The sequence below is a fragment of the Cardiobacteriaceae bacterium TAE3-ERU3 genome, assembly GCA_019218315.1.
Taxonomy (GTDB): domain Bacteria; phylum Pseudomonadota; class Gammaproteobacteria; order Cardiobacteriales; family Cardiobacteriaceae; genus JAHUUI01.
Genome location: JAHUUI010000001.1, coordinates 313,360 through 340,337 on the forward strand (window position 1 = coordinate 313,360; position 26,978 = coordinate 340,337).

Annotated in this window: 19 protein-coding genes, 1 tRNA gene and 1 CRISPR repeat array; of the genes, 8 read left to right on the top strand and 12 right to left on the bottom strand. The window is 52.1% G+C overall.

Features of this window, described 5'->3' with window-relative positions:
• The first annotated feature begins 138 nt into the window (after nucleotides 1-138).
• The gene (locus tag KRX19_01415; GenBank protein MBV7433669.1) at nucleotides 139-1,032 is read left to right on the top strand and encodes a DMT family transporter; all 894 of its coding nucleotides are present in this window, start codon (nucleotides 139-141) and stop codon (nucleotides 1,030-1,032) included.
• Between the two features lie 23 nt (nucleotides 1,033-1,055).
• Here the strand turns inward: KRX19_01415 and KRX19_01420 are convergent, their stop codons facing one another.
• Entirely contained in the window at nucleotides 1,056-2,330 is a 1,275-nt protein-coding gene (locus KRX19_01420; GenBank protein MBV7433670.1) for an esterase-like activity of phytase family protein, read from the bottom strand.
• 143 nt (nucleotides 2,331-2,473) lie between these two features.
• Between KRX19_01420 and KRX19_01425 the strand changes: the two genes are divergently transcribed.
• Genes KRX19_01425 through KRX19_01435 form a run of 3 tightly spaced genes read left to right on the top strand, consistent with a single transcriptional unit; the run spans nucleotide 2,474 to nucleotide 6,343 of the window.
• Nucleotides 2,474-3,190 carry an arylesterase gene (locus KRX19_01425; GenBank protein MBV7433671.1) on the top strand — a complete coding sequence of 239 codons (717 nt, stop codon included), beginning with the start codon at nucleotides 2,474-2,476 and terminating at the stop codon, nucleotides 3,188-3,190.
• Nucleotides 3,183-3,851 carry an ABC transporter ATP-binding protein gene (locus tag KRX19_01430; GenBank protein MBV7433672.1) on the top strand — a complete coding sequence of 223 codons (669 nt, stop codon included), beginning with the start codon at nucleotides 3,183-3,185 and terminating at the stop codon, nucleotides 3,849-3,851. Before KRX19_01425 ends, KRX19_01430 begins: the two co-directional genes overlap by 8 nt.
• Nucleotides 3,848-6,343, top strand: a complete 2,496-nt coding sequence (locus tag KRX19_01435) for an FtsX-like permease family protein (GenBank protein ID MBV7433673.1) — start codon at nucleotides 3,848-3,850, stop codon at nucleotides 6,341-6,343. The genes KRX19_01430 and KRX19_01435 overlap by 4 nt, the downstream gene beginning before the upstream one ends.
• Before the next feature lie 72 nt (nucleotides 6,344-6,415).
• Here KRX19_01435 and KRX19_01440 read toward each other — a convergent pair whose 3' ends face one another.
• Both KRX19_01440 and KRX19_01445 read right to left on the bottom strand, forming a co-directional pair.
• Nucleotides 6,416-7,024 carry a hypothetical protein gene (locus KRX19_01440; protein ID MBV7433674.1) on the bottom strand — a complete coding sequence of 203 codons (609 nt, stop codon included), beginning with the start codon at nucleotides 7,022-7,024 and terminating at the stop codon, nucleotides 6,416-6,418.
• 468 nt (nucleotides 7,025-7,492) lie between these two features.
• A CRISPR array of direct repeats spans nucleotides 7,493-9,201; the repeat unit is 28 nt; unit sequence GTTCACCGCCGCACAGGCGGCTTAGAAA.
• Between the two features lie 28 nt (nucleotides 9,202-9,229).
• Nucleotides 9,230-9,643 carry a GFA family protein gene (locus KRX19_01445; GenBank protein MBV7433675.1) on the bottom strand — a complete coding sequence of 138 codons (414 nt, stop codon included), beginning with the start codon at nucleotides 9,641-9,643 and terminating at the stop codon, nucleotides 9,230-9,232.
• 107 nt (nucleotides 9,644-9,750) lie between these two features.
• Here KRX19_01445 and KRX19_01450 point away from each other — a divergent pair, with 107 nt between their 5' ends.
• From KRX19_01450 to KRX19_01460, 3 genes are read left to right on the top strand one after another with little or no spacing between them, the layout of a single operon-like run.
• Entirely contained in the window at nucleotides 9,751-11,181 is a 1,431-nt protein-coding gene (locus KRX19_01450) for a hypothetical protein (GenBank protein MBV7433676.1), read from the top strand.
• A complete protein-coding gene (locus KRX19_01455) occupies nucleotides 11,181-11,861 on the top strand; it encodes a hypothetical protein (protein MBV7433677.1) in 681 nt (226 codons plus the stop codon). Before KRX19_01450 ends, KRX19_01455 begins: the two co-directional genes overlap by 1 nt.
• On the top strand, nucleotides 11,851-12,882 hold the full coding sequence (locus KRX19_01460) for a hypothetical protein (protein MBV7433678.1): 1,032 nt from the start codon (nucleotides 11,851-11,853) through the stop codon (nucleotides 12,880-12,882). Before KRX19_01455 ends, KRX19_01460 begins: the two co-directional genes overlap by 11 nt.
• Before the next feature lie 3 nt (nucleotides 12,883-12,885).
• Here the strand turns inward: KRX19_01460 and KRX19_01465 are convergent, their stop codons facing one another.
• The 3 genes from KRX19_01465 to KRX19_01475 all read right to left on the bottom strand — a co-directional run bounded on the left by KRX19_01465 (nucleotide 12,886) and on the right by KRX19_01475 (nucleotide 17,025).
• Nucleotides 12,886-14,280, bottom strand: a complete 1,395-nt coding sequence (locus KRX19_01465) for a DNA photolyase family protein (protein ID MBV7433679.1) — start codon at nucleotides 14,278-14,280, stop codon at nucleotides 12,886-12,888.
• Between the two features lie 85 nt (nucleotides 14,281-14,365).
• Nucleotides 14,366-16,375: a S9 family peptidase gene (locus KRX19_01470; GenBank protein ID MBV7433680.1), complete on the bottom strand. Its 2,010-nt coding sequence runs from the start codon at nucleotides 16,373-16,375 to the stop codon at nucleotides 14,366-14,368.
• Nucleotides 16,376-16,443: 68 nt separating this feature from the next.
• A complete protein-coding gene (locus tag KRX19_01475) occupies nucleotides 16,444-17,025 on the bottom strand; it encodes a hypothetical protein (GenBank protein ID MBV7433681.1) in 582 nt (193 codons plus the stop codon).
• A 413-nt stretch (nucleotides 17,026-17,438) separates the two neighbouring features.
• On the opposite strand from KRX19_01475, the gene KRX19_01480 reads away from it, so the two are divergent.
• Nucleotides 17,439-17,960, top strand: a complete 522-nt coding sequence (locus KRX19_01480; protein MBV7433682.1) for a hypothetical protein — start codon at nucleotides 17,439-17,441, stop codon at nucleotides 17,958-17,960.
• On the opposite strand, the gene KRX19_01485 is transcribed toward KRX19_01480, so the two are convergent.
• The 6 genes from KRX19_01485 to metE all read right to left on the bottom strand — a co-directional run bounded on the left by KRX19_01485 (nucleotide 17,938) and on the right by metE (nucleotide 26,926).
• Complete coding sequence (locus tag KRX19_01485; GenBank protein ID MBV7433683.1) at nucleotides 17,938-20,664, bottom strand: copper-translocating P-type ATPase; 2,727 nt, start codon at nucleotides 20,662-20,664, stop codon at nucleotides 17,938-17,940. The two genes, KRX19_01480 and KRX19_01485, sit on opposite strands and share 23 nt — an antisense overlap.
• Entirely contained in the window at nucleotides 20,657-21,109 is a 453-nt protein-coding gene (locus KRX19_01490; GenBank protein MBV7433684.1) for a MaoC family dehydratase, read from the bottom strand. Before KRX19_01490 ends, KRX19_01485 begins: the two co-directional genes overlap by 8 nt.
• A 605-nt stretch (nucleotides 21,110-21,714) precedes the next feature.
• Nucleotides 21,715-21,805 (bottom strand) — tRNA-Ser (locus KRX19_01495).
• Between the two features lie 80 nt (nucleotides 21,806-21,885).
• Complete coding sequence (gene pnp, locus KRX19_01500) at nucleotides 21,886-23,967, bottom strand: polyribonucleotide nucleotidyltransferase (protein ID MBV7433685.1); 2,082 nt, start codon at nucleotides 23,965-23,967, stop codon at nucleotides 21,886-21,888.
• A gap of 30 nt (nucleotides 23,968-23,997) precedes the next feature.
• Nucleotides 23,998-24,264 (bottom strand): 30S ribosomal protein S15, encoded by a 267-nt coding sequence (rpsO, locus tag KRX19_01505; protein ID MBV7433686.1) that lies wholly within the window; start codon nucleotides 24,262-24,264, stop codon nucleotides 23,998-24,000.
• 382 nt (nucleotides 24,265-24,646) lie between these two features.
• Nucleotides 24,647-26,926 (bottom strand): 5-methyltetrahydropteroyltriglutamate--homocysteine S-methyltransferase, encoded by a 2,280-nt coding sequence (metE, locus tag KRX19_01510; protein MBV7433687.1) that lies wholly within the window; start codon nucleotides 26,924-26,926, stop codon nucleotides 24,647-24,649.
• Nucleotides 26,927-26,978: the final 52 nt, after the last annotated feature.

Consider the following 26,978-nt stretch of genomic DNA (forward strand, 5'->3'; position numbering starts at 1 on the left):
TCGCTTTTTCGGTAGCGCAGCGGACAAACCGTAAGCTATAGTGGGACGCCAGAAAAACGTTTACAGCACATAAAGACAAGCCTTTATGTTTATACGCTATAAAGCAATGTACTTTACCCCATTAAAAGCCCCCCAGCGATGAACGCCAACCGATTTGATTTCGCCTTTTTCCTCACCGCGCTGCATATCACTTTCTTCTCTTTATCAGCCATCATCAGCAAGCTATTGCTAAGTGGCATGGTAGTAGAAAACCAGCTACTCGCACGCGCTCTGTTTGCTGCCCTTTGGGTATTGATCGTATCGCGCGGGCAAGTGCTGCGTCATTCATGCTCATCGCTATGGCCGATGCTGCTGGCGCGTGGTGTACTTGGCTTTTGCGGCATGTACGGTACGTTTTATGCCTTCTCTGCCCTGCCGGTTTCTTTCGCGATGATGATCATTTCGACCACACCTTTATGGGTTATGTTCATGGGCTCATGGTTACTCAAAGAGCACGTCGCGATAGAAAACGTCATTTATGCGCTGCTGATTCTGGTGGCAATTTATTGCTTTTCCGATGATGCGCAACGCAATGACACTCAGACCATCAATGCAACCGCCGTTGCTATTGCATTGGCCGCCAGTATCTCTGCCGCCGCAGCCTTTCTCACCATTCGCAAAATGGCCGCCCAAGTTGGCGCGCAAACGATCGTCTTTTGGTTTGCGCTGTGTTGCATCGTCGGCTTTGCCAGCCTATCGCCATTGAGCTTTGTGCAAAACGTGCAGCAGATTTCCACCGAGCAATGTTTACTGCTCGGCACATTATGTGTATTTGGGCTTCTCTCCGACCTGACAAAAACCAAAGCGTACCAGTACGCCCCAGCGTGGTGGGTGAGCATACTGTCGGTGCTGACCGTCGCCGTATCGGCTGTATTGGCGTGGTGGCTGTTAGGCGAAGCCATCTTGCTGATGCAGTGGTGGTGGATGGGATTGATGATGGCCGTGCTGGCTTGGACCATCTACCGTCATAACGTGGCTGCAAGGCGGCATTAATACCGCCTTGCGATAAGGGAAAACTATAAAGACAAATCCACTGGCAACACATACAGCCGTGCGCTGTCTATCTCGCCATTGGTAGGTAACATCTTTTGCGTCACCTTGCCTTTCTTATCCGAAGTTAGGGCAAAATCATCATCATTTAACACCGCCAGCTTGCCATCAGCAGTGAGGAACATACCCTCGAATTTCTCATGCGGATAATTCAGCGCTTCGACCAAATCCACCGCCAGCTGTTTTTCTACCGGTTTGATGCCCGCGGCTTCCAGCTCTTCCCACGTTGATGCTTCAAGCGTCTTGCCATTAACCAGCAAACCATTTTCTGCATCCACGTCGCCACCGACGTCAGTCGCACCTTTTAAATCAATTACATAAACGTGCTTTTGCGCAGGCTTGTCGCCACCGACAAACTTGCCATCGCGTTCATCAACCAAAAAGCGGGTTGCGCCCAAAGCGCGAATTTCTGAATTGGAGAGATTGTCGTCGTTCTGGCGATAGAGATATTGATGTGTTTCGCCGCTGTCCAAATTCAGCGTCACGATGCGGGTCAAGGTGCGGTTGGTTGCTTCGTCTTTGGACGGGTTATACATCGTCGATTGCATGATGCCGACCAGCGTCTTGTGATCCGGTGTGATTGCCAGCCCTTCCATACCGCGATTGGCGCGACGCTTGGCAAACACTGCCGGCAAGCTCAGCTCGCCACTGTTGGACTGCAAACCTTGTGGCGAAATACGCGCCAATTCCCGCCCTTCAGCATCGAAATGAACGATATGCGGGCCGTATTCATCGGAAACGTAAAACGAACCATCGGCCAGCACCACCAATCCTTCACCATCAAGACCGTATTGATCCGTACCCAGCTTATTGCCCTCACCATCAACCGCTTGCTCACCGGTTGCGCCAAAGCCTTTTGGATTAGGCAAGCCGGTTATCTTTTGCCCGTCAGGGTTGGTCAAGCCAATTTCCTTAACCAGCGTGATGTCGCCTTGATCTGATACTTCAAACAAGCCCACCGCTGGTTGATAATCCGCCACCAGAAACTGCTTTTCGCCTTTGTTGGCACTGTCCGCATTTGGACCACGGTCAGTCAGCGCATAAAAGCGCTGGTTATTATTCGGATCAGCAAACGCGGACGAACCATAGCCACCGTGGCGTATTTCTACCTTGCCGTCATCGAGACTACCCAACACCGTATAAGGCAACGCAGCACCTTGCTCTGCAATCGTATTAAAACCGGCTAACGCACTACCACTGCTTGCCAATGCGCAAGCCAACACCAACAAACGAATTTTCATGATTTACCCCAGTGATAAAAAACACCACAGTACGCCACAACTATTACTACAATGTTTCCATTATTCCATTCCCTGCCGACAGGTAATGGCATTTTTCCGCCGATATGTTAAAAACACTCTTTTAGCGCAATACTTTTAATACCATGCAAAAATTTATACTAATGATCGTATCGTGTATGGCGCTGCTGTTAACCGCCTGCGACGATACGCCGACAACCGACAATACCCGAACAACAACCACGACAGAATCCACGCAAACTGCACTGGCGCAAGAACAACAAGCGCAGCAAGCACAAACCATCATCCTTGCCCTCGGTGATTCACTGACCGAAGGGTTGGGCGTGGATAAGGAAAATGCCTATCCGGCGCAGTTGCAGGCGTATTTGCACGAACATGGCTATCCTGATGTTGAGGTGATTAACGCTGGGTTGAGCGGCGAGACCAGCAACGGTTTGCTCAACCGCATCGACTGGGTGCTGCAACGCAAGCCGGACGTGACCATTCTCACCATCGGTGCAAATGACGCAATGCGCGGCTTGGATGTTTCCAATATCGAAACCAATATCCGCCAAGCCATCACCACTTTGCGCGAGGCGGGCAGTGATGTCATCCTCGGCGGCATGCAGATTTACGATAACCTCGGGCGTGAGTACGTCAATGCCTACCGCGAGATTTACCCACGCATCGCCGAAGAAATGGACGTGCCGCTGATTCCGTTTTTCCTCGACGGTGTCGCGGCTGACCCGTCACTCAACCAGCAAGACGGCATTCACCCAACCGCCGAAGGCTATACCATCATCGTGCGCGACAACATTGCGCCCGCCGTTACCCAATACCTCGACCAACACCGACATGACTGACCAACCTCTGCTGCGTGCTGAATCCTTAACCAAAAATGTCTCCATCGACGGACGGCAAATCCCGATTATCAAAGGCATCGACCTCGCGATTGCCGCCGGTGAATTTGTCGCCATCACCGGCAAATCCGGCTCGGGCAAATCGACTTTGCTTACCCTGCTTGCCGCACTGGATTATCCCGACAGCGGCACGGTATGGCTCGACGGCGACGAACTGACGGCGCTCGACGAAGAAACCCTTGCCATCAAGCGGCAAAGCGAAATGGGCTTCGTATTCCAGTCTTTCCATTTATTGCCGACCCTGACCGTCGCGGAAAACATCGCGTTTCCGTTGCACATTGCACGCAAGCCAGACCCCGCACGCGTCGATGCATTGCTGAGCGCGGTTGACCTGCAACACCGCCGTGACAGCCTGCCGCAGCAATTATCCGGCGGCGAACAGCAGCGCACCGCGCTCGCCCGCGCCCTTGTTGCACGGCCAAAAATTCTCTTTGCCGACGAACCGACCGGTAATCTCGACGAACACAACGCACAGCAAGTCATGCGCCTGCTGCTCGACCTGCAACAGCAATCGGGCACTGCTTTGGTCGTCGTCACCCACGACCAAAGCATCGCTGCGCAAGCCGACCGCAGCATCATCATTCACGACGGACGCATCGCATGACCCCCAATCACCTGCTTTTACAACGCGCGTGGTGGCGGCAATGGCTCTATCCGCTGCTGTTTTTGTGTGGCCTGTGGCTGTCGCTCTCGACCTACCTCACCCTCGACGCCATCCAGCAATCGGTACAGCGCTACGTCGACAGTAACCAAAAAACGTTGGTCGGCGGCGACCTGATTCTCACCAGCCGCCAACCGTGGCCGCCAGCCCTGCTCGAACAACTCGCCGCGCAAGACCCCGAACGCATCGTCTATGAACACCAGTTCAACGCCATGCTGCATAACGATACCGAATCTCTGCTCGCACGCATCAAAGCCGTCACGCCGTCTTATCCGCTCTACGGCGAAGTCGAGCTCGCTTCCGGCAAACCGCTGTGGCAACAACTCACCCCCGACCACATCATCGTCGAAACCCAAGTCCTGCGTGGCTTGGGCTTGCAAGTCGGCGACCAAATTGACCTCGGCGACGCGACCTTCACCATCGCCGACGAACTCACCGTCGAACCCGACCGCCCTTTAACCGCATTTGGCTTTGGCGCACGCGTACTGATGCGCGATGGCGACCTCGATAAAACCAACCTCGTCGGGCAACGCAGCCGCATCAATTACCGCATCGAACTCGCCGCCAATACCGAACAAGCCGCTGCACTCACCGAACAACTCAAGCCCATCAGCGACAGCGACCCCGCCGTTGACCTCAGCGATGCCGCCAGCGCCGACACCAGTTTCACGCGCATATCGGGCAACGTGCTGACCTTCCTCAAATTGCTCGTCGTCGCGGTATTAATCCTTTCTGGCGTCGGATTGCTCAGCGTGGTCAAAACCTTTATCCAGCGCCAACAGCGCAGTAACGCCATCCGCCGCGCCCTCGGCGAGCCTTTGCGCAGCATCAAGCGCAGCTACTACGCCCTGTTCACCGGCATGGCACTGCTCGCCGCTGGCGGTGCCACCGCAATCAGCGCAGTCATGCTCAATGCCAGCCGCAGCCAGCTCGACGCCATTCTGCCCGCCGACCTTGCCCTGCACCTCAACCTGCTCAGCATCGGTAAAATCACCGTACTGGCGATTGTCATTACTTTACTCATCACATGGCAAAGCCTGCGCCTGATTGCCTACAGCAAACCGGCGCTACTGATGCAGCCCAATGCACCCACCGCCCCGCAACAGCGCACCCCATGGCTGTGGTACGCGAGCATTGTCATTGCCCTGTTTTTGCTGCTCAGCTTTGAGCTGTCCAGCTTCGCCCGTGGCGGACAAATCACCCTCGGCCTGCTCACCATCGCTGCCGTATTCCGCCTGATTGCGCAAGGTTGGCTCATCCTGCTCAAGCGCATTGGCAAACGCACCCGCATCGACTGGCTGACTCGCCTCGCGATCACCAACATCGCGCGCAAGAACAACCAATCGACCCTGTTCTTCACCACGTTGGCGGCGGCAATCAGCGTGCTGAGCAGCGTTGCTATTCTGAACCATAGCATCGACCGTCAATTAATCAGCAATTACCCCGAAGACGCGCCCAACCTGTTCCTGCTCGACGTGCAGCACGACCAACACGACACCCTAAACGAACTCATCGCCGCACCGGTGACTTATTACCCCGTCGTCCGTGCGCGTATCGAAAACGTTAACGGCATCTCGCCACGCGACATCGACGGCGGCACCAGCATCACCCCGACGCGCGTGTTTAACCTCAGCTATGCCGAAAGCGTCATGGACAGCGAATTCATCCAAAGTGCGATCCGCAATGGCGCGCTTTATAGCGCCACAGACGACGCCGACATTGTGCCCATATCTATCCTCGATACTGCCGCCGACGGGCTTGGCGTTGGACTCGGTGACCACATCGACTTCGATGTGCAAGGCATCACCATCCGTGGGCAAATCACCAGCATCCGTGAACGCTACGAACGCGGGCCGACGCCGTTTTTCTACTTCTTGTTCCCGACCGAAGTATTGCAAAACGCGCCGCAAATCCAGTTTGCCACCGCCAAAGTTGACGCCGCACAAATTGTGGATTTGCAAACCGCGATTGCCAACACCTACAGCGGCATCACCACCATTAACGGCGCAGCGATTGCCCAGCGCCTGCAAAGCTACGTCGCGCAGCTGACCAAGTTGGTCAGTATCTTCACCGTACTTGCCTTACTCGCCGGACTGATGGTGCTGATTACCTCGCTGCTCTCGACCGCGCAAGACCGCCTACGCGACAGTGCATGGTTCCGCCTGCTCGGCATGAAACGCGCCGACCTCTACCGCATCAACATCGTCGAAATCTGCCTGCTCGGCTATAGCGCCGCCGCACTCGGCATCATCCTCGCCGCTGCCGCAGCGTGGTACATCATCGACCACTGGTTCAGCCTGCGCTTTAGCATCCCGTGGCTGGACGTCATCCTCGGCTTTGTCACGCTCAGCGCCATTCTCATTACTATTGCCATCGTCTATACCCGCTTTATCATAACCAAACGGGTGATGGCGAAAATCCGCGAGATGGTGTAACTCAAACTATGAGCAACAAAAAAGCCAGACCTCACAAGGTCTGGCTTTGCTACATTTAGCTTAAGTACGGACTTAAAAGTGCCCGAAAAAGCCTGTTTGGGCTGGTGCAATCGCACCTACAATAGCTTTTGCTTGCGCAAAATCATTAGCAATCAACGTTCTTTGTAGTTCGAGAACTGACATACGTAGCGCATCCAAATCAGCCGCAGCTTGGACGGGATCAGTCACTGAATTTTGCTTTTCTGGTGACACAATCAGCAATGCCGCCTGCCCTGCATATTCAGATAAAACATTCGCAGGCAACTTCATGCGCTCTACGCTCTCAGCCTTATCCAAGTCAGATAAAGCAGAGCGCATTTTCTTCACGGTTTGATTAAGGTCCATCCGGGCATCAACAATACGCGGCTCAGGCAGGATAGTTTGCGCATCAACGACCGTCGTCTCGCTGGTGCCAGTGACACTATTGCCAACTGTTACTTCTGTCACGCTACTGACCGCCTGATTACCACTCCCATCAATAACCGTTGCAATCCGCTCGGTTACAGCTTGACTCTGAATACTAGCATCAGGAATAGGCATAGCACGGTCTTTCGCACGCTCTGCTGCTTCATCAGCATGAGCCAATCCATTAGCCAGACCAATACCGCTAATCATCGCCACTAAAAGTAGTTGCTTCTTCATAAGAACCTCCATAAAGATAATGCAAACTTCTAAGATTAATGTAACAAAATCAAATAGCAGCCTGTGTTACAAAATGGTGGTCAGAAAATAACTGCTTAGTCATGTTAGAGTAAATAATCTCAAATCCTTAGCAAGGATTGAGCAAAAGACCATTCAACGTTCTGCCTGCTATTTTCAATACTATCCTGGGTGAATCCTGACTCAATCATGGCCTTCTGGCAAAACCTGAAAACGCGAAACACTCTAGGTTGAAAAAGTACAAATGAACAACCAACAGAGCCAAGCTCACCTACCTCTAGCGCGCAATAACTTCTAGTGTGTACAATGCCTCTCTTCAACACCAAAAAATATTGCTCTTTAACAACCCAAATATAAACAACCAGTTACATCGAAGGCTAAATTTTGGGTAAATATGGCAAATTTCGCTTAAGAGCTTGTAGCAATTAGCGTTAAAGAATATATACTCTTGTTCACCGCCGCACAGGCGGCTTAGAAACAAGCCACGCAAGCGTGGTGACGCATATCGTAGTTCACCGCCGCACAGGCGGCTTAGAAAAGAGGGTTTATCCGTGATTGTTAGTGCATTTGGTTCACCGCCGCACAGGCGGCTTAGAAAAGCTAATGGCCTGAAGGGTAAAGTTGAAGATAGTTCACCGCCGCACAGGCGGCTTAGAAAAAAAGTTTTGTTTCATAAATCACCTTTTTAGAGTTCACCGCCGCACAGGCGGCTTAGAAATGTTAGGCTCTGTGCGCTTTTCTGCTTCTCTCGTTCACCGCCGCACAGGCGGCTTAGAAAAGCCCAAGAGGTGGACGGCAAAGACTCACGAAGTTCACCGCCGCACAGGCGGCTTAGAAAATCACAAGCGGCCTAGAGGCGTTAATTGCTTCGTTCACCGCCGCACAGGCGGCTTAGAAAACATGCGCAAATGTGGCGGGTTCACCTGAATAGTTCACCGCCGCACAGGCGGCTTAGAAAGTAACCAGTGTTCGCCGCCGTAACGGGTCGTTGTTCACCGCCGCACAGGCGGCTTAGAAAGGACGTGCGATGCCGGGCTGGCAATCAATTGTGTTCACCGCCGCACAGGCGGCTTAGAAAAGTCGAATAAACTTGATTGGAAGGCAAACCAGGTTCACCGCCGCACAGGCGGCTTAGAAATGTGAACCTCCATATCTGTTATACGCTTATCTGTTCACCGCCGCACAGGCGGCTTAGAAAAAGAAATTAACGTCAGACAAACAGACCATATAGTTCACCGCCGCACAGGCGGCTTAGAAATCGGCAATGTGCGCCGCTTTCAGCGTCTTGCCGTTCACCGCCGCACAGGCGGCTTAGAAAGAAAAACAATCACCCGATGGATGAAAGTGGGAGTTCACCGCCGCACAGGCGGCTTAGAAAGATGGGGATTAGCAACAGTGGAATATAAAATTGTTCACCGCCGCACAGGCGGCTTAGAAAGCTGATTGCACGTAGTGAATATCGAACAGGTCGTTCACCGCCGCACAGGCGGCTTAGAAAATAATATTGCCCCGTCACTGCCGCACTGTTGGGTTCACCGCCGCACAGGCGGCTTAGAAAATTACAAGCGGCCTTGAGGCGTTAATTGCTTCGTTCACCGCCGCACAGGCGGCTTAGAAATGAACCCAAAGTTAAGCGTTATTTATCCGCTTCGTTCACCGCCGCACAGGCGGCTTAGAAATGTAGGCGCACCAAAGATGTTTATCGAATCTTGTTCACCGCCGCACAGGCGGCTTAGAAAGCGCGAAGTGCGCGACCAGAAGCGCAAAGACAGTTCACCGCCGCACAGGCGGCTTAGAAAAATGAGGGCGATATCGCCTGATGAATTGCCCCGTTCACCGCCGCACAGGCGGCTTAGAAAAGCTTCAACAGCTGCGGCGGTTGTTTCGTTATGTTCACCGCCGCACAGGCGGCTTAGAAAATCCCCAATGATTCCAGCGTTGAGATTATCGAGTTCACCGCCGCACAGGCGGCTTAGAAACCTTTTTTTAAAGTTAATAGGATAATAACCTAGTTCACCGCCGCACAGGCGGCTTAGAAACACGGAAGCTGATCACAAAATTGTGTGATGCGGTTCACCGCCGCACAGGTGGCTTAGAAATCCAGCGCTTGCTTTAATACTGGCGCAATCGGCTTCACCACCGCACAGGTGGCTTAGGAAACCACACATAGCTTATCTTTTTGGCGTACTACGGCTGCTTATCAAACGTTGGCATTCCTTCGGGAATCTCGACCCAATCAAGCTTTTCACTAACCCAGACATGCGCCGTCGGTGCGAATAGGCTATCGTCAGTAAGATGAACCGGCTTTAGCTTCAGTTTAACTGTCGAAGTGTCATCAGGGTTGAAGTGATAAATTCGATTACCGCAATCGGGGCAGAATTTGGCGCTATTTAGGCGTCCACTGTCCGAAGAGCGCGTCCATTCTTTCATCTCACCATAAAATTTAATTGCATCCACGGCAAAAATGGCGGTAATACTGTATGGCGCAGTCGAGAGCTTTTGGCATTCAGTGCAGTGGCATGCCTGCACGCGCTGTGGTTTGGCAAGGATATCGTAAGAGACTTGCCCACATTGGCAAGATCCGTGGATAGGAAAATTCATCGTTGAATTCCTTTTAAAAGATACGTCAATCGTAAAGCATCTCGCAGCTGCAACAAATCTGCAATAATCTCTCGCTAAAATAACCCACTTCATGCTCAAGGACGCTCATGAACTGGCCGGAAATTACGCCTTACGATCTTAAGAACCACACACCATTTCGTGAGGAAAGTCAGTATTATCTGTCGCAAACAGAGCCTTACCGTCCGGAACTACACAAATTCATCCTCGTTCTGGTAGGTATGAACCTGTTTCTTGGTGTATTTTTACTTGCGTTATGGGCCTTTCTCCATTCTGTTGCTCCAGAAAGTATTGATAGCGTAATGGATTTTTTACTTTATCTAGTCAGTAAAATCCCATTATTTATATTTTTCACGCTCAATCTTGCTGCTATCTTCTATTACGCACAACACTATTGGCAAATTAGACACTTAAACCGCTTTTATCCACCGACTCTATATGCCGATAACGCACCTCAAAAGCATGGTACAAAACTGGAGTTTGAGTTTTACTTGAAGCCGCCAGAAGCCAAAATTGGCATCACATCAAGCGTGTGTGCGCGGATATTTTGCGAAGAAGCAACCAAGGTACAACGTGGAACAGACACCATCACTGAACGCCATACACATTGGTCAGAGGTGCTTCCGATGCGTCAATTCAGTGCCGATACATCCGTCATCCGCTACCCGATTGCTGTTGTTCCACCAGCAGGGCTGCCTACAACACTCAATCCATTGGTATGTGCAAGTGCAATTACAATTTGGCCGTTCCAAGCCGATTTACCTACTGTTTCCATTCGAGATGACCAATTCATGATTAAAAGCAGCGCTTGGAAGGCCGTCAATATATACGATTTACCGCAGCAATCGCCATTTGTTGCCGAGGGACGGCACTATCGCTCTGAAGCCACTTTACATAAGTTATCGATCAAGCTTATGGTCATATGCACCGTCATCATGAACCTGATCCTTCTCCCTTTTACACTGCCACCATTATTTTCTTTCTTGGAACAAAAGCTAGCCACGCCTAACGGCCACGGCGATACGTCACTCTTAGTCACTATTTCCATATCACTCGCATTCACCACCATCATCAACTTCTATATAGTCCGCCATATATATCGCCAACATAATAAACAGAAACGCTTGCAGCGTTTTACAGCGCCTACGCTCTACACCAGCAGCTCGAGCTTCCTACGAGGTACAAAACTACAAGCCACCTACCAACTCAGATCACGTCGTGCGCGGATTGGTGAGGAAGTTGTCGTCACTGCGTGTGTACTTTGTGAAGAGGGCCTAAAAGTCACCCGGGGCACGATGACCCAGCTACAGCGCAAAGTACATTGGCAAATAGAGCTACCGCCGCAGCGCTTCAATGCCAACAATGCCGAAATCTACTATGACTTCAGCACAGCTCTCCCCGACAACTTACCACCCACCATAAAAGGTGATGAGCACTGGGTACATTGGTGCGTGCATATCCGCATGCAATTTCCCAACGTCAAGCCAATTTATGTGCCCTTTCAACAGGACATTAATTGATGAAGCAAACAAGCTGGCCCACCATAAAACACAATGAATACCGCAGCCAAACACCATTCATACACGATGGTCAGCGCTATATCACACAGGCGAAAGTTGCCGCAGATGACCCCATTTGGCCGCTGACTATCGTGGCACTACTCGCCGTTGTACCACTATTCTTACCCATTGATAAGCTGCTCAATCTTGGCAGAACGTTCAGCAACACTCTTTGGTACATCACCCTGCTTGGCTTCGCCGGATACAGCTGGCAAAGCCTGCAATTCAATAACCGACTCAAACGCTTTAAGCGCTTTTCCCCTCACACATTGGCGATGATTCGCAACAGCTGGAGCAGTGGTGAAGTATTTATGTGCGAATACCTACTGACACCACTAAAAGGGCAAATCGGTGAACCAATAGATGTGTCTGCACGCATCGTCTGTCAGGAAGAAGTTGAGGTCGAGCGTGGTACCGAAACAGCATATAAAATCAACGAACGCTGGGCGATCACACAGCCCAAAAAGCGCTTCTTAAGTAAAGACACTGGCATTCGCTACACCATCGAAGAAGAGCTTCCGGCTGAGCTATCGTCCAGTATTCGCAGCGCCAAACACCAACTACACTGGTACGTGCAAATCCGCCTCGATTGTGTACGTAATCCGCCATTTTTTGTCGTCTTCCGCATCAATGTCAGTTAGCCACCCACTGACTACACAATCAGCATACCGCCCCGGCGATAGCCTGCTCGGGCAAACCACACCCAACACTCTCGTTATCCTGCAAAAACGCAGTGAAGACTTTGCCGGCTGTAACGTTGACGACATCGCCACCACCCATGCCGATGCCAGCGGCCAATTTACCCTGCCAATACCCACCGATGCACAGCCAACCTACAACGGCCAGCTATTCCGCATCCTGTGGCAAATCACCGATGGTAATACTTGCCAAAGCATCACCCTGTCCACAGACGGGCAACCCATACCCGACCCTTATCAACGCATCGGCTTATATGGTAATCCGTTTGTTGCCGAACCGTATAATCGAACCACTGCGGCACCGGACATCCCACCAACCCTGTGGCTGGATAGAGGCTTTTCCCAAGCCCCGAAACCCAAGCAAAGCCAACTGGTGCAAATCATCGGCGTCAAAGGTGCAGGCAAATCCTCACACCTCGCACAGTGGCGCAAACAGCAACACGGCGCAATCCAATACTACCCGCCGCCCAACGCCATGCTAAAGCGGCTTGCCGCGTACAAAAACATCCTGCCTGACAACGCCCTGCTCTACATTGCCAGCTGCCTATCGCGCAGCACATGGCAACGCCCGCCAGTCGGCGACATCTGCTATTGGGATGAAGCTTGCCGCATTCCCCTACCATCGCTATTACTCGCCCTGTGGCGTGGCAAACGACAGCGGGCCACCATCTGCGCTGGTACCCACCGTGATCTATCGCGATGGGCAAAACTCTTTGGCCTAAACGTCACCACCATCTCACTCGATGGCTTTAGCTGTGACGAACTGCAACAATGGGCAAATGCGCGCATCAAAGCTGCCCGCATCAGTGACAACCCCGATCCTTCATACAACTTCCCGCAAACCCTGCCACCCGACATCGCCGCATACATCACCAAACAGGCACAAGGATCATGGCGCGAAGCAACGGCACTACTGCATGTTTGGGCGGCAAAGCAAGTGAAGAAAAGAGATGATGACAGCTAGAAACTACAGCGCTTTAAACAACTCAAGCGCCGCCTGTCGGCTTACTTTGATATCAACTTCTGGCTGCGGATAATCCTTGACATGCGCCCAAGGTGCGAAGCATTGTTTGGCACTCAGATGCGCGAGTTCGGGTAGCCACTGTTTGAGATAACGCGCTTGTGGGTCGAATTTTTCCGCTTGGGTAAGCGGATTAAAGATACGGAAATATGGTGCAGCATCAACGCCACATCCAGCAACCCACTGCCAGCCCATCGTATTACTGGCGAGATCGGCATCAATCAGTGTGTGCATGAACCAATCCGCACCACACTGCCAATGCAGGCGTAGGTTTTTTGTCAGGTACGAAGCAACCAACATGCGCACACGATTGTGCATCCATCCCGTTACCCACAATTGCCGCATGCCCGCATCAATAATTGGAATACCAGTCTGCCCTTGCTCCCAGCGTTGTAAGGACGACGACGCATCTTCTGCCCTCTGCCACGGAAACTGATTGAATTTCTGCTGGAACGGACGGTTCAGCGTATCCGGAAAGTGGTAGAGAATATGGTAGGCAAACTCGCGCCATAGAACCTCTTTGCAGAACGTGAGCAAGTCAGGATGTTCGGCAAAGTTCGGATATTGAGCCAGCATTTGGTAGATGATTTGCCGTGGCGAAAGTACGCCTGTGTTCAGCCAGGGCGATAATTTTGAAGTGCCATACGTTTCACTTGGTATATCGCGTAGCATGCAGTAGTTTTGGCACTGTTTGGCAATCCATTGTACGCAATGGCTGTGCGCCGCCGCTTCACCGACAGGCCAATGCGAAAGCACTTTCTCTTGCCACGGCTGCAATGCCTGCATGGTAATAGCTTCACCAATGCTTTGCCCCGCGAGTGACAAATTATCTGGTGCAGGCAACGGAGAACTAATCTGCTCCAGATTGGTAAGCAGGTTATTTGCAAAAGGGGTATAAACCTTATAGGGATTGCCCTGCTGATTGAGCGTTTGCGTATCAAACGGCTCAAACAACACACTCGCTTTATGGCTATGCGCCGCGATGTTGCCATTGTGCAGTGCCGCCTTGAGTTGCCGATCCGTGGCAATACCGCCTGGGGTGTAACGCCTGTTCCAATGGATGGATTTGATGTTGCGCTGTGCCGCAAGTGCGGGTATTTCCTGATGGCTGGCAATTGTAATACTGCCGCCCAAGTGTGCTATTTGCTGCTGTAATGCATTGAGGCATTGCTTAGTCCATGTCCCGACAGCACTACTGGTATCCTCGCCATCGTTGCAATAAAGCAGATAAAGCGCACAACCATTATCAGCAGCCTCGCGATGGGCAGCGTGTAGCGCCGGATTATCGGCAATGCGCAAGTCATGGCTGCGAAACAGGTTGAGAATGCCGTGGTTATTCATGGTTTATGACCGGATGTGGACAGTATAGGCAAAGCCCCTTTCCCAAGCATGGAAAAGGGGCTTTCAGCAATCAAACAATTAATGTTTACTTGTCTGATTGATTGTTATCTGGCGATAAACACTTGTGCAGGAAGCCCATCATGGTGCGCTGCATATCGAGGCGGTTTGGCTCTTTGGCAAAGCCGTGGCCTTCGTCGTATTTCACCATGTACGGTACATCGACACCGCGATTGCGCAGGTTCTCGACAATCTGATCGGCTTCGTTGATATTGACGCGCGGGTCGTTCGCACCTTGTACGACAAATAATGGCTTGGTGATTTTGTCGGCATTTTGTACCGGCGATACTTCATCCATGATTTTCTGCTGCTCGGGGTCAGTCGGGTCATACCAAATGGTGTAGAGCATCTTACGCACCGATTCCCAGTACGGCGGGATACTTTCCATGAAGGTATAGAGGTTGGACACACCGACGTAATCCACACCACATGCATACAAATCAGGGGTTTTAATCAAACCACGCAATACGGCAAAGCCACCGTGACTGCCGCCATAAATAGCGATGCGCTCGGGATCAGCCCAGCCTTGGTCGATGATGTAGGCAACGCCGTCCTCGACATCATCCATAGTCTTGCGCCCAACCTGCCCCAATCCAGCATTAAAGAATTCCTTGCCGTAACCACCGGAAATGCGGAAGTTAACCTGCAATACGCCGTAACCGTGGCTGGTCAGCAATTGTACCTGCGGGTCAAAGCCCCAGCTATCACGCACACCTTGCGGTCCACCGTGAACGATTACCACCACCGGCACCGCTTCGCCTTCTTTCACCGTCGCAGGACGGCTGAAATAGCCATGCAAGGTTTTGCCGTCACGCGAAGTAAACTCAATCGGCGTCATTTCTGACATATCTTCACGCTTGAGGTGCGGGAACAGCTGGGTCAGCGGCTCAAGCTCGGTGCTTTCGGTGTCGTATAAATAATAGCTGCCCGGCTCACGGTCGCTGGCCACGTAAATAATCAGCTTTTTCTCGTCGTCGTCTTTATCGACTATGCTGATTTCGTTTTCATCGCCAAGCTGCTTTTCAAGGTCGTCCATCCAGCGGGTAAAGGTTTCACTTTGCGGGATGGTTTGTGGCTTGGCGCCGTTGTAGTAAATCGCGTCCAGCTCGTAGCCGCGCTTACGCGACAAGCTGACATGGCCCGCGTCATAAGTGTCATCACCAAAGACTTTTTCGATGACTTCGTTCTTTTTCAGGTCGTAGCGGTAAATAACCGACTTGTCGCCATCCTCATTCGACACCACATAGGCATCGTCAGGATTATCGCTTTGCTCGTCAAAGCCGAGTACGCCAAAGGTCTCACCAAACGGAACATGCTTGATTTTCTTGAACTCACCATCGACCATGTAATACAAATCAGCATCCTGACCATTGACCACACGGGTAATCAAGCGCAGGTTGCCGTCTTTATCAAAGGTAAAATCTTCAATCGGTTCGTCACTGGCAGGATTTTCATAAAGCTTTTCCAGCTCGCCGTTCATCACATTAAGTAAGTACGGCTCGAACAACTGCGGGTTATCCTTGTTCATCTCGATGATGATGTGTTCCTTGTCGTCCTTGAGGCTGTTGTTAATCATCGCGCGCACACCATCAAACGGGGTCAAATCGCGCGGCGTTTCCTCATCCAGGCCGATGGCGTAAATATGGTAGTTCTCGTCGCCACCGCTGTCCTGCATGAACACGATGCGGTCATCATTAATCCAGCCGTAACCACGGATAACGTCCTCGCCCTCAGTGATGAACTGGCGTTCTTCGCCCATTTCCACATCACGCAACCAAATATCGCGCTTGCCCTGCTCATTACGCTTGCGCCAGCTCAAGTGCTTGCCATCCGGCGACACCTGATAGCCACTCACTTCCGGCAAAGTAAAGAAATCCTCGACCTGATACGGTGCATCACTCTCGGCAAGGGCGGCCAGCTCAGCCAATGCTTCTGGTGATGACGGCAATTCGGGATTGCCCGGCAATGCTGCCTCTTCTGCGGCATGTGCACCGCCAGCGGCGGCCATCAGCGCACAAAACAGTAAACTTTTTTTCATCATCTTTTCCCTATCATTGATATAAAAAATCAGCCTAACGTGATTACAAGGCAAAATAAAGTTAATCATTAATTAGCGATAGGTATAGTCAGCGCAACACTCTGCTCACCCTTCCTTTTGCGCAATACGTCATAGCCGCTAATACGCCCAGCGTAAGGCAAATCATGGCCGTAAAGCTGGTAATGCGCTTGCGCATATTCCTGTGCGATATGGTTTTGCTCAGCTTCATCCATAAGATAAAAATTGGTAGGTAAATCCTGATAAATAAAGCGGTTAAAGGCCATCAAACTGATCGCACTAGCACCATCAGGCTCAAAACTGATTTTTGCGCGCAAGCGGTAATCCGCACGCTGCTGCAAATCGGCCTCTATACTCTTGAGCACTGGCTGATACTGCGCTGACGCTACGTCCAGCACGCAACACAGTGCAGCAACAAAGCCTTTGCCATCGTATTTGAAATCGTAATACCCGTCGCCAAGGCCCAATGAATCACTGTGCAATACTTGCTGCAAGCGCTCGCATGCCTGCTCATAGCGGTTAGACTGATAGCCCATGCGGCTGATAACCGCTTGCGGCGACAGCACCAAAGTAGTCATTTGCGCAGCAATCAATTGCTGTAGACGGGAAGTAGATAAGGTAGATGTGGTCATGGTGAAGTCCTCTTGCCCTGAATGGAAATCGTATTTACGGCGACCTTCAGGGCATATTGAGGACGACGCGCTTTACCAGTATTTTTAATCGCGCTGGAAGTTGCTTCTCTTAAACCCACGATGGCATTAATTTACACATTTTTCCTTCCGGATTCAATTGGCTGTTAAATAGAGCACATCCAGAAAACCAAACAAATCTGACTTCTTGACTACTGCAATGGAGACTTGAACAAGCGTAGCCGGTTGGTATTACTCACCACCGTAATCGACGACAATACCACGAGCATTTTTCATCATTCTGCGTTAAGTTACTGTCAATATGTAAACGTTTCCTTGTCTGAATAAAAAATATGTTCATGGCAAAGATCACACATTTCGTAACAACACGGCCTACATTAAAATATGGAGCTTCTATGAATACATCAATTGGTAAAACGCTGCTCAATGCGACACAGATTGCGCAGGGTGTTGCCTGTGTTGCCGAACAATTAAATACCGCCTTTAGCGGCAAGAGTACCGTTGTCATGACAGTTGTACCAGGCGGCATCTTCTTTAGTGCTGATCTATTGCGCCAACTCACCTTTCCCGTCAAGATGGATTACATTTCCTGCCCGCACCGACCAGGCGATCGCCACAACACCTCTGCCATCACCTACCCGCACAATATCGCCATCGACGGCCAACACGTAATCGTGGTCGATGATGCCGTCGAATCCGGCGGTACGATGCAGCGAATCATTCAATATCTGCACGACCAGCACCGGCCGGCATCGCTGTCAGTGGCGACCCTGTTCGTCAAACCGGGTCGCCGTACCCTATCCGCGCCACTCTACTATGGTCACGAAATGGACAACGACGATTTACTGGTCGGCTATGGTCTGCCCTGGCAAGATCGCTACCGCAATTTACCGTTCATTGCGCAGCTGATGCCCTAGTGCCATTTCCCGACTGCCCGCGCAACGGTGAGCGGAACAGACGCAGCCGGTTAGCATTACTGACCACAGTAATCGACGACAACGCCATCGCACCACCGGCAATCACCGGGCTAAGCAACGCACCTGTAAATGGATACAAAATGCCAGCAGCAATCGGGATACCAACCGCATTGTAAATAAATGCACCGAGCAGATTGCCTTTCATGTTGCGCAGGGTCGCGCGCGATAACGCCAACGCATCAACCACGCTGATAACGCTGTGGCGCATCAGGGTAAACGCCGCACTTTCAATCGCCACATCAGTGCCGCCGCCCATCGCCATACCGACATCAGCCTGCGCCAGCGCCGGTGCATCGTTGATACCATCGCCAACCATTGCCACCCGTCTGCCTTCTTTTTGCAAACGCTGCACGACTTCGGCTTTGCCGTCCGGCAACACACCAGCCACCACTTCATCAATACCCACTTTGGCGGCAATCGCATCAGCGGTCGCCTGCACATCACCGGTCAGCATCACCACGCGCAAACCCAAATCGTGCAATGCTTTGATCGCTTGCGCTGAATCCTCGCGCAACGGGTCGCTGATGCCGAGTATGCCAATCAGCTGACCATCGCACGCGACATAAACCGGTGTTTCGCCCTGCTCTGCCATTGTCTGCACCGTATCGTCATGCTCGCGCACATCTACGCCAACCGCTACCATCATCGCGGCATTACCCAATGCCACAGGCGAATCATCCAATACACCTTGCACACCCTTACCGCCAAGCGATTGGAAATCCTGCAACGGCTGAATTGCTTGGTCATGCGCGGCGAGAATCGCCTGCGCCAAGGGATGCTCGGACGACTGCTCAAGCGCTGCCGCTGTCGCCAGCAATGCTGCTTCATCGCCGTAAACAGGATGCACAGTGGTCAAGCGCGGCTTGCCTTCGGTCAGCGTGCCGGTTTTATCGAGTACCACGGTATCCACCGCTGCGCCAAGTTGCAGTGCTTCGGCATCGCGTACCAGCACACCGAGTTCGGCAGCACGCCCGACACCAATCGTCACCGACAACGGTGTCGCCAAGCCCAATGCACACGGGCAGGCAATAATCAGCACGGTGACCGCGGTAATCAGCATATAGCTGATTTTTGGCTCAGGACCAAAGGCATACCACAGCAGCGCGGTCAGCACAGCAATACCGACCACCACCGGCACAAACACCGCCGCAATACGGTCAGCAAGCCGCGCCAGTGCCGGTTTCGAGGTTTGCGCCTGGCGCACCAGCGTGATAATGCGCGCCAGCATCGTATCTTTGCCGACCTGCGTAGCACGATAAAGCAGCGTACCCGATTGATTGACCGTACCGGCATGCAGCGTGTCACCGACTGCCTTATGCACTGCCAACGGTTCGCCGGTAAGCATGGATTCATCGACGTAGCTGTCACCGTCGCTGACTTCTCCATCCACCGCTACTTTTGCCCCCGGTTTGAGGCGCAAAGTCATGCCGGTAGTCACATCTGCCAGCGGCACGGTTTGTTCCTTGCCATCAATCACTACCAACGCAGTTTGTGGCTGCAAATCGAGCAGGCGATCAAGCGCTGCCGAGGTCTTGGCGCGGGCGCGGGTTTCAATTGCATGGCCAAGTGTAATGAGGCCGAGGATCATCGCTGTCGCTTCAAAATAAACGTGGCGCGCACTGTCGGGAAACGCTGACGGCATCAGCACGACTGCCGTGGAATACAACCACGCCGCGCCAGTACCGAGCGCAACCAGCGTATCCATCGTTGCACGGCGATGCTTGATGGATTGCCATGCGCCAACAAAATAATGCCGCCCGACTGTGGCCAGCAAAGCCAATGTTATCAATGCCACCACGCCCCAGGTGATACGGCTGGTCGTGCTATCGACCGCCATCGAACCACCCAGCACGCCCCACAGCATCAGCGGCGCACCAACTGCCAGCGCAATCCATGCGTCGCGGCGAAAGCGCTGATACTGTGCTGCCTGATTGTCCGCCAGTTCTGCGCGGCGGGTTTCGGCATCGTCTTGCAACTGCGCACTGTAACCAGCATCCTTAACCGCCTGTTCGACGCTTGCAGGGGCAACCGAACCCCACACTGCTGCGGTACGTTCGGCAAGATTGACGCGCACTTCACTCACCCCGTCGAGCGCGGCAATCGCCTGCTCGACCGACGACACGCAGCTCGCGCAAGTCATGCCTTCAAGAATAAACTGGTGCAATTCGTCATCAGCTTGATGCTGACCTGTTTGCGCCGTCTCTGATACGTTCACCTCACAAGCAACCGGTTGTGCGTCCGCATCACTTGCCACTGTCGCCTCATAGCCCAATGATTCAATCAGCGCGATCAACTCATCAGCTGTCGCTGTGGTACGAGCCTGCAAACGGGTCTTGTTTACTTCATGGGCAAACACATCGTCACGCGCATCGAGTGCCGCTTTGACCTTTGCCACGCATTTTCCACAGGACAAACCCGATAAATTGAGCAATACTGGCGGCACATCGGGTACTTCGTAGCCCAAGCTTTCAACCACTTCCACCACCGCCTCACGGCTCACTGCACCGCTGACGCTCGCGTGCTGCTTATCGACTTGCACTTGCTCGACACCGTCCAACGCTTGGAGCGCTTCACTTAATTTGCGCACACAACCGCCGCAACTCAAGCCGGACAGCGGCACGACCACTTTACTTTGCTCACTCATGTTGTGCCTCGCGGCGAAAGACCAGCATTTTGCACTGCATATGCTGCACACATTCATCGCGCTGGTTAAAGGTCTCTATTTGCGCAATCACAATACCGCGATCAGGCTTGGAGCGTGAGGGTTTGATGTCCAGCACTTTGGCAACGACGTGCAATGTGTCCCCCGGGCGGGTCGGCTGTGGCCAACGCAGTTCACCACCTGCGCCAATTAAACCACCGGCAATCGGAATCGAATCAACCATCAGCCGCATCGTTACGCAGGCGGTATGCCAGCCACTTGCTGCGAGTCCGTGAAAAAAAGAACCCTCAGCCGCCGCTTCATCAAGGTGAAAAGGCTGCGGATCGTATTCTTTAGCAAAGGCTTTGATGTTGTCCGCCGTTATCGCGTACTCACCGCTGCTAAACGTGTCGCCAACCTGCAAGTCATCAAGATATTTCTTATCCATCACTATTCCTTGTTAAATATATTTGGGATCGCTATAGCCTAACAGGAATCAATATAAACGGGTGACGTCGCTGTAGCTAAGCCATGTCAATCAGCGTGCGCAATCCTTGCGGATAAGCAATGCTACTTGTTTTTAGTATTACGCTTAAAAATGCCCCGTATCCACGACCAACGTTGCGCCATTTTTTGCTGCTTCTGACTCAGCTCTGGCCGCTTATCTTCAACTGCTCTTTCGGCTTTCTCAACGGATTGAATTATTTCTTCGATATACGGATCATTCATACGCCACCCTTCGCGCCAAGATTCAGTTTTTCAGCCTATTAAATCTCAATATTCACTTTTAGAGATGACCATCACATGACACGACGGTAGTGCCCAAATAATACCTACGTTGTAGCTTGTTTGGTCGCAGTTTTAGCTTTATGTGGTACGCATTCTAGTGGGGTGAGTTGTGTACCACAAGAGTACCACTAAAAGCTTCTGTTTCTGACAGTTCACCCTATTTCTGCCCGACCTAAAACCTGTGACAATTCATTGTCATCACATTGTTTTGATATAAAAAAACGGCTACAAGTGTCATAACTCATAGCCGCTTTTTATTAAATATGGCGGAGAGAGAGGGATTCGAACCCTCGATACGGTATTAGCGTATACACACTTTCCAGGCGTGCGCATTCGACCACTCTGCCATCTCTCCGTGTGCGCGTGCAGCGCAAGGCCGCACACTATACATAATTCAATGTTTGCCTGCAATCGGATTGATTACAGGCGGTTTTATTATTGCTGCGCTTCCTTGATTGACAGGCGAACGCGGCCTTGACGGTCAACTTCGATCAGCTTGACCTTGACGTCCTGACCTTCGCTCAGCTCGTCACGCACGTCTTCGACGCGGTAATCAGCAATTTGTGAAATGTGAACCAAGCCTTCTTTGCCCGGCAGGAATGCGACGAATGCACCGAAGTCAGTAATCTTGACTACTTTACCTTCGTACACGCGGCCGATTTCAGGCTCAGCAGTGATTTCTTCAATCATGCGGCGTGCTTCATCAGCAGCTGCTTTATCAACTGCGGCAATCTTGATACTGCCGTCGTCTTCGATTTCGATGGTCGCGCCACTTTGCTCAGTGATTGAACGAATGGTTGCGCCGCCTTTACCGATGACTTCGCGGATCTTGTCAGTATCGATACGCATGGTTGTGAAGCGCGGTGCAAATTCAGACAGCTCTTCACGGTGATGATCAATCGCGTCGTTCATGATGCCGAGGATATGCAGGCGGCCATCTTTGGCTTGATTAAGTGCCTGCTCCATGATGTCGCGAGTGATACCGTCGATCTTGATGTCCATTTGCAGTGCGGTGACGCCATTGGCTGAACCGGCTACTTTGAAGTCCATATCGCCGAGGTGATCTTCATCGCCGAGGATGTCGGTCAGAACGGTGAAGCGCTCGCCTTCTTTGACCAAGCCCATAGCAATACCGGCAACCGGTGCTTTGGTTGGCACGCCTGCATCCATCAGCGCAAGGCTGGTACCGCAGACAGAAGCCATAGAGCTTGAGCCATTTGATTCGGTGATTTCAGAAACGACACGCATGACGTACGGGAAGTCTGCATCGCTTGGCAATACCGCTTCGATACCACGGCGCGCAAGGCGGCCATGACCAATTTCACGACGCTTTGGCGAGCCGACACGGCCAGTTTCACCAACCGAGTACGGCGGGAAGTTGTAGTGCAGCATAAAGTTGTCTTTCGCTTCGCCAGAAATGGTATCAAGCAGCTGTGCATCACGGCCTGTGCCGAGTGTTGCGACAACGATCGCCTGAGTTTCACCACGAGTGAACAAGGCTGAGCCGTGAACGCGTGGCAATACGCCAGTACGGATAGTGATTGGGCGCACGGTGAGCGTGTCGCGACCATCAATACGTGGCTCTTTAGCAAGGATGCGGTCACGCACTGTGCGGTATTCCAGATCATGCACGTAGTTGCCGACCAGCTTTTCTGACCAGCCACCTTCTTCTTCGCTAACCAGCTGTGCAACAGCTTCAGCATGAATATTTGCGACTGCTTCCTGACGCGCTTGCTTGTCAGCGATTTGATACGCTTCGCTCAGCTTGCCAGCAAACAATTCTTTGATTTTGCCGTCCAGCACTTCATCACGCGCTGGTGCTTGCCAATCCCATGCGGGCTTGCCAGCTTTTTCTGCCAGTGCGTTGATTTCGCGGATAACGGTTTGCATCTGCTCGTGGCCGTACATGACCGCGCCGAGCATGACGTCTTCAGGTAATTCGTTGGCTTGTGACTCAACCATAAGGACGGCGGTTTCTGTACCGGCAACGACCAAATCCAAATCAGAGCTTTTCAGCGCTTCATTTGAAGGGTTGAGCAAATATTCGCCATTTTTGTAGCCCACACGCGCTGCGCCAATTGGTCCCGCAAACGGAACGCCGGCGAGCTTGAGGGCTGCGGAAGCACCAATCAATGCCGGGATATCAGCACTGACTTCAGGGTTATACGACATAACGGTCGCAATAATCTGAATTTCGTTGAAAAAGCCTTCTGGGAATAGCGGACGGATTGGACGGTCGATCAAACGCGAGGTCAACGTTTCGTTTTCACTCGGGCGACCTTCGCGCTTGAGGAAGCCGCCGGGGATTTTACCGGCAGCGTAAGTCTTTTCCTGATAATCGACTGTCAGCGGGAAAAAGTCCTGCCCTTCCGCCACGTCTCTTTTGGCGACAGCTGTAACCAGTACAACTGTGTCATCCATGTTAACCAGCACCGCACCATCGGCCTGACGGGCGATTTCACCCGTTTCAAGCGTTACTTGATGCTGTCCGTAAGCGAAAGTTGTGGAATGTTTCACGCAATAATCCTTTTCTATTAACGACTTCTATTAACGACGCAGACCAAGATCAGCGATCAGCTGACGGTAGCCTTCGAAGTTGTGGCGCTTGATGTAGTCAAGCAGGCGACGACGGGTGCTGACCATTTTCAGCAGGCCACGACGTGAGTGGAAGTCTTTTTTGTTTTGCTTGAAGTGGCCTTGCAGGTCTTCAATGCGAGCAGTCAGCAGTGCAACTTGCACTTCTGGTGAACCAGTGTCGCCTTCGGCGCGCTGGTATTTTTCAATGATTTCTTTCTTTTTCTCAAGAGTTAACATGGGGTTCTCCAATAAATTTACGCTGTGCCGATGGCTTTAGGCGGTGGCGAAAGGCGCGGATTTTACGCGCTTTAAGGAAAAAAGGCAATATCTGCCAAGACTTAACCATTCATTCGCGCGCCACCTAAACAGAAAGCAGCCGGTCGCAACCGGCTGCTTTGGGTTCTATAGCTAACGATATAGCTGAACGATTTTAAATTTCATACAAGGCGCGGGATCCCACGACAAAATACTAGCGTATTTTTCATGGGTGCCCGCATTGGCGAAGACAGTACAATCAGTACGGAGGGTTCCCATTGAAAAAATTGTCTATAATTTTTTCAATGGGGCCCGGCAAGACAATGCAACGCTGTATGGGATTTAAAGGTGTTCGGCTATATTCTCAGCCGTGGCGCTTGCGCAGTTCGTAAGCAGCCTCGACCATATTTGCCAAAGCGGCCTTGGTTTCCGGCCATGCACGGGTTTTCAAGCCGCAATCCGGGTTGACCCACAAACGCTTGGCGGGGATTTTCTCCGCGGCTTTTTCCATCAGCTCAACCATATACTCAACGGTTGGGACGTTTGGTGAGTGGATGTCGTAAACGCCTGGTCCGATTTCATTCGGGTAGTTGAAGTTCTCGAATACATCGAGCAGTTCCATATCCGAACGCGAGGTTTCGATGGTGATAACGTCTGCATCCATGTCGGCAATTGCCTGAATGATGTCATTGAATTCGCTGTAGCACATGTGGGTGTGGATTTGCGTTTCATCCTTCACGCCATTGGCGCTGATACGGAATGCTTCAACAGCCCAATCAAGGTACGGCTGCCACTGCTCACGCTTGAGCGGCAAGCCTTCGCGCAGCGCTGGCTCGTCAATCTGAATAACTTTGAGCCCAGCAGCTTCGAGGTCAAGCACTTCGTCGCGGATTGCAAGTGCGATCTGGCGGCAAGTATCGGCGCGCGACTGGTCGTCACGCACAAATGACCAGTTCAAAATGGTGACCGGACCGGTGAGCATCGCTTTCATGCTGCGCTTGGTCAGGCTTTGCGCGTATTCACTCCAGCGCACCGTCATCGCTTTCGGGCGAGAAATATCGCCGAAGATGATTGGCGGCTTAACACAACGTGAGCCGTAAGACTGCACCCAGCCGAAGCGAGTAAAGATGTAGCCATCGAGCTGCTCACCGAAGTATTCAACCATGTCGTTACGTTCGGCTTCACCGTGGACGAGCACGTCGAGATCAAGCTCTTCCTGAATTGCTACGCACTGGCGGATATCTGCCTGCATCGCATCGACGTATTCCTGCTCGCTGATACGACCAGCGCGATAGTCGCTGCGGAACTTGCGGATTTCAGGGGTTTGCGGGAACGAACCGATGGTTGTGGTCGGGAACAGTGGCAAATTAAGGTGTTTATGCTGCAATTCAGCACGGTCAGCATAAGCACTCTTGCGTTCGCCGAGGTCTTTGCTGATGTTGCTGACGCGCTCGCGCACCGCATCGTTATGCACACGCTTCGATTCACGGCGGCTTTGCAGCGCGGCTGCATTGTCGTCGAGTTCCTGGCGAACCGCATCGCGGCCTTCTTCCAATGCTTTTTTCAGTACGACCAGCTCAGCCAACTTCTGCTTGGCGAAGGCAAACCAGTTTTTGATTTCAGGGTCGAGTTTGTCTTCCTGCTCAAGGTCAACCGGCACGTGCAGCAGTGAGCTTGATGGCGCAAGCCACAGGCGATCACCCAAGCGCTCGGCAATTGGCTCAAGCTTATCTAGGGTTTTATTAAGGTCAGTTTTCCAAATATTACGACCGTCAATCACGCCCAAAGACAATACCTTGGTGTCGCACCAATCGATCAGGCGATTCACTTCATGGCCTGCGTGGATCAGGTCGAGATGGAAGCCGTCAACCGGCAAATCGCGCAATACGTCGAGGTTATCACCCAGATCGCTGAAATAGCTGGCGAGGATGATCTTTGGCTTGCTGCGGTTGAGCTGATGATAGGCTTCGTGGAAGGCATGGCGCCAATCGCTGTCCAGCGTAGTGACGAGGCAAGGCTCATCAATTTGCACCCATTCTGCGCCCGCTTCGGCAAGCTTGTTGAGCAGTTCGTCGTAAACCGGAATCAGTTTTGGCAATAAATCGAGCTTGTTGCTGTCGTCTTTTTCTTTACCGAGCCACAGATACGTCACAGGGCCAATAATCACCGGCTTGGCATTAACGCCCTGAGCTTGCGCTTCCTTAAGCTGGGTAATGAGGCGGTCAGCATTGAGGCTGAATGAAGTCTCTGCATCAAATTCCGGCACGATGTAGTGGTAGTTGCTGTTAAACCACTTGGTCATCTCACCAGCGGCAACACCACCAGCTGCCCTATCAGCCGGGCTACGGCCACGCGCGGTACGGAAAAAAGCATCGAGTTCGCTGCCCTCGAGCCCGATCACGCGCTTGGGCAAATTGCCAAGCGTCACGCTCATATCAAGAACGTGGTCGTATAAAGTGAAGTCCCCTACCGGTACAAAATCCAGCGCACGCTGATCTTGCCAGTGTTTGTTACGCAAGCTTTTTGCGGTATTAAGCAGCTTTTCAGCGCTGTCTTCACCGCGCCAATAAGCTTCTTGGGCAAATTTGAGTTCACGGCGTGCGCCCACGCGTGGGTAGCCGAGGTTGTGAATCGTAACAGTCATGATGATGCTCCGTATGCGTTATAGGTGGTTTTACTATAGAGCGTTTCACCAT